The organism is Thermogutta sp. (assembly GCF_014359955.1).
Classification (GTDB): Bacteria; Planctomycetota; Planctomycetia; order Pirellulales; family Thermoguttaceae; genus Thermogutta.
On the sequence record NZ_JACIYL010000492.1, the window covers coordinates 1 to 3,323 of the forward strand.

At 59.6% G+C, this 3,323-nt stretch carries 3 protein-coding genes, 1 pseudogene and 1 riboswitch; of the genes and pseudogenes, 1 reads left to right on the top strand and 3 read right to left on the bottom strand.

All coding sequences use genetic code 11. The annotated features are described in order from the left end of the window. Together H5U08_RS13430 and H5U08_RS13435 are read right to left on the bottom strand one after the other, a co-directional pair. A partial coding sequence (locus H5U08_RS13430; RefSeq protein WP_297034000.1) for an A24 family peptidase occupies positions 1 to 486 on the bottom strand: 486 nt, incomplete at its 3' end. A gap of 522 nt (positions 487 to 1,008) precedes the next feature. After that, on the bottom strand, positions 1,009 to 1,197 hold the full coding sequence (locus H5U08_RS13435; RefSeq protein WP_297034004.1) for a Flp family type IVb pilin: 189 nt from the start codon (positions 1,195 to 1,197) through the stop codon (positions 1,009 to 1,011). Between the two features lie 273 nt (positions 1,198 to 1,470). Next, positions 1,471 to 1,552, bottom strand: a riboswitch (cyclic di-GMP riboswitch). Positions 1,553 to 1,859: 307 nt separating this feature from the next. On the opposite strand from H5U08_RS13435, the gene H5U08_RS13440 reads away from it, so the two are divergent. Continuing rightward, complete coding sequence (locus H5U08_RS13440) at positions 1,860 to 2,990, top strand: putative glycoside hydrolase (protein WP_297034007.1); 1,131 nt, start codon at positions 1,860 to 1,862, stop codon at positions 2,988 to 2,990. Positions 2,991 to 3,122: 132 nt separating this feature from the next. Here the strand turns inward: H5U08_RS13440 and H5U08_RS19900 are convergent. Next, positions 3,123 to 3,323, bottom strand: a pseudogene (locus tag H5U08_RS19900) (helix-turn-helix domain-containing protein); the annotation flags it as partial.

A 3,323-nucleotide genomic window follows, 5' to 3' on the forward strand; every position in this document is an offset into this window, starting at 1 on the left:
TCGTTCGGCCGCCAGTTCGGCCAGCTCCTCGGGCTGCCGAACCAAGAGAATTTCGTAAAGAATCGCAAAAAACTGGCGGGTATGTTTCCAGGCAGCTCCCCGCGCAACCACCATGGCGACCGCAATCACCGCCCCCACAATGACGGTAATCACAAACGCCCAGAGGGTGTGTGTCATGCCAATCCAGGCCCCCACTCCTGCCAGCAGTTTCACATCGCCGGCGCCCATTCCTCCGATGGCGTAGGCCGGCAACAGCAGCGCTAAGCCCACTGCGGTGCCCAAGAGACTCGACCACACACCGGGCCAGCCGAACCACAAGCCGCTCACCACCCAGCCGCTGATAATCAGGGGAAATGTGAGCCAGTTCGGCACCTTGAGTTTCGTCCCGTCGATCCAGGCAGCCCAAACTAAGACCACGCTGACGAACCAACAGATTCCCCAAACTGTCCAGGGCTGGTCTGATGTTTGAAGTACGCGTTCCAGCATTTGATCACACTCCGTCAAAAATGCCGTACGGTGCTCTTGATGGTGTCCTCATTTCTCCGTTTTTTGCGACGTGATGCGTCTTCCGAACATCCTCGAGGTGTTCGCGTTTCGGCAGGCATCGCTTGAGTCGCACATCAGGGGATCCGTACAGTCCCCGTGGGCGTCCACGTCGAATCTTCCACCGGCCGGTTGTCTGCCCGCCTGGTCATCACATTCGAACCGTCAGCAGGTATTGGAGGACGGCCGCCAGAAGCGTCAGCCACAGGACCAACAGCGAAAAGGCCTCGCTCGCCAGTTCCGGAGGAATGGTCGGATCCATGGTCAGGTCTCCTTGACTGGGGATGACATCACTCAAAGCTCGATACTCTGGGGTGAACACACGACCTATGTGGTTGATCCCTCTATGAAAAAGTGTAGGTCAAAAAAATACCCCTCGGAGCAATTTTGGCCCCGAGGGGCGATGTCATCCCGCTCTGTGGTCCGACTGTGCGGACCAGAGCCCACCGGTCATGTCAGCAGACATCAACTGCCGGCGGTGCTTTGGATGGAGTCGGTGACGTTCTGGAAGGTGTCACGCGCGGCGGTGCCCAGAGACGAGATCGCCGTGAGACAGACGATCACGATCAGGGCCAGCATCACCGCGTACTCCACAGCGGTCGGACCATCTTCCGAGACGAGGAAACGGTGCAACTTCTGAGCAAGCGACTTCATACAGTTCCTCCAAGACAAGCGGGACATGTGATCAGCCTTGATCCTCTTTCAAGACTGATCCAGGAAAAGGGGGATCGACGGTACACGCCACGCTCCCGTGACGCCGGCCTGTCCCGTACCGTCTGCATCCCGACAACACCCAAAACCGATGCCTCTTCCCCGTAGGCTGCGATGCCCGTCCACCGTCTCGGCAGACGCGCCTCGCCGTCCCCGGCACGTCCCGGTTGTCGGCAGGCAGGAGCCTGAAGGTCAGCCTTCAGACCGCATCATCCCTTCGGCAGCCCGGCGACCGGATGCAACCACCCGGCCCGTAGCTTTGCGCCCCGGCCTTGCGACCGGTTTGCCTTTATCGAGGATGAGGCGACAGGCCGTTGGCGACAGGGTTCTCGGGGACCACCCACCGAGTTGCCAACCCTGTCCGGCGACGACCCTTCGGCCGTCCTCTCAGCGGCCCATCGAGTCCAGCGTCTTTTCGCTCACTCTCAAAGGCCGCCTCTGTAATGAAAAATAGGTCATGTATTCGGCTTGTCAAACGAAAAACTTTAGCCGCTTGATTACGGACATCTTCCCGTGCAAAATAATCACACATTGTGCGGCTGTTGCCGGTTTAACGAAGCACGGCAGCACCCGCACGGGCCAAACAATCACCTGGGGAGGACACAATGAAGCGGCTATTCTTCGCAGCCGTCCTCGTCGCGCTGGCAGGCGGGGCAGGCATTTGTCTGGGTGCAGATCCCGTGGCGCTGACAGGTTTTTCGTGGGATCGTGTGCCCGTATGCATCCACTTCGGCAAGCGGACATCCGATCTGACCGAAGCGGAACTGGACTTCCTCGCATCGCACGCCCAACTGATCACGCTGGAAAAAGGTCACGGGGCCGCCGTTTATGGCAGCACCGAGGCGGGCATCGCAGAGACCGCCCGGCGATTGAAACAACGCAATCCGAAGTTGAAGGTTCTTTTCTATTTCAATGCGTTCATCAACTGGCCGGGATACGCAGCCTTCAAGACATATCGCGATGAATGGACCCTCCGCGACCGGGAAGGGAATATCGTTTACAAGACAGACCGTGTTTCTCGGCCCGATCCCTCCCAGCCGGCATTCCGCGAGTGGTGGTCGAACGTGGTCGCCGAGGAGCTCAAGCGGGCACCGCTCGACGGTGTGTTCGTCGATGCATTGCCGCAGGCGCTCGTTCCTTCCTTCGCCCGCGTCGTAGGCCAGGAAAAAGCCGACGCGGTCGTCGCCGGACTCCGTGAGATGGTCGCCCTGACCAAGCGCAAGATCGGAGATGACAAGATCGTGCTGGCCAACGGCACACGGGGCACCGATTTCCGTGAGATTCTCGATTGGGAAGGGATCGACGGGGTGATGATCGAACACTTCGCCGCGTTCAACTCCGCCAGTCCTGAAGATATCCTGGCCGACATGGAAACCATGGCCATAGCGGCCGAGAAAGGAAAGTTTGTCGTGCTCAAGGGCTGGCCGGGTTTCACCTGGCTGGATAGCGCGATGATGAAACGGCCGCATGAGGAGCTGCTGGAGCTGGCACGGCGCAACATCACTTTTCCCCTGGCTTGTTTCCTGGTAGCGGCCCGACCGGGTTCCTTCTTCTGCTACTCGTGGGGATACACGGATCGCCACGGAACGCTGGATGTGTATCCCGAGCTGGAGCGACCCCTTGGTCCGCCCCTGGGAGATGCCCAGCGGTCCGGTTGGACCTTCCGTCGTGAATTTCCCCACGCCTCGGTGTTTGTCGATGTGAAAGCGAAGACGGCCCGAATTGAGTGGAGGTGATCGCCGTGAAGGCCTTTTCGTCTGCAATAGTTGCGAGCTTTGTCCTCGCTCTCTGGTGCGCAACTTCGAGTTCAGCCATCGCCGTGAACCCGGCGGCCCCAAACGGGTGGCAATGATTTTCGCTTCCACCTCCCCATCCAGAATCTTGTTCCCTGGTGGCCCCGACCGGCTCTTCCCTTCCAGCGTCTCCTCAAAACCCCGTTCCACAAAACGCTGACGAATCTTCTCCACGGTCTGTCGCCGACACCCGAACGCCTCGGCAATGTGTTGGTCCGTCCAAGCTGGACCGTCCGCGTCCGCCTTCAGCAGAATCTGAGCGCGACGGACCTTCTG

Coding starts and splice junctions, on each gene's coding strand:
- H5U08_RS13440 (WP_297034007.1), top strand. CDS start 1,860: ATGAAGCGGCTATTCTTCGCAGCCGTCCTCGTCGCGCTGGCAGGCGGG.
- H5U08_RS13435 (WP_297034004.1), bottom strand. CDS start 1,197: ATGAAGTCGCTTGCTCAGAAGTTGCACCGTTTCCTCGTCTCGGAAGAT.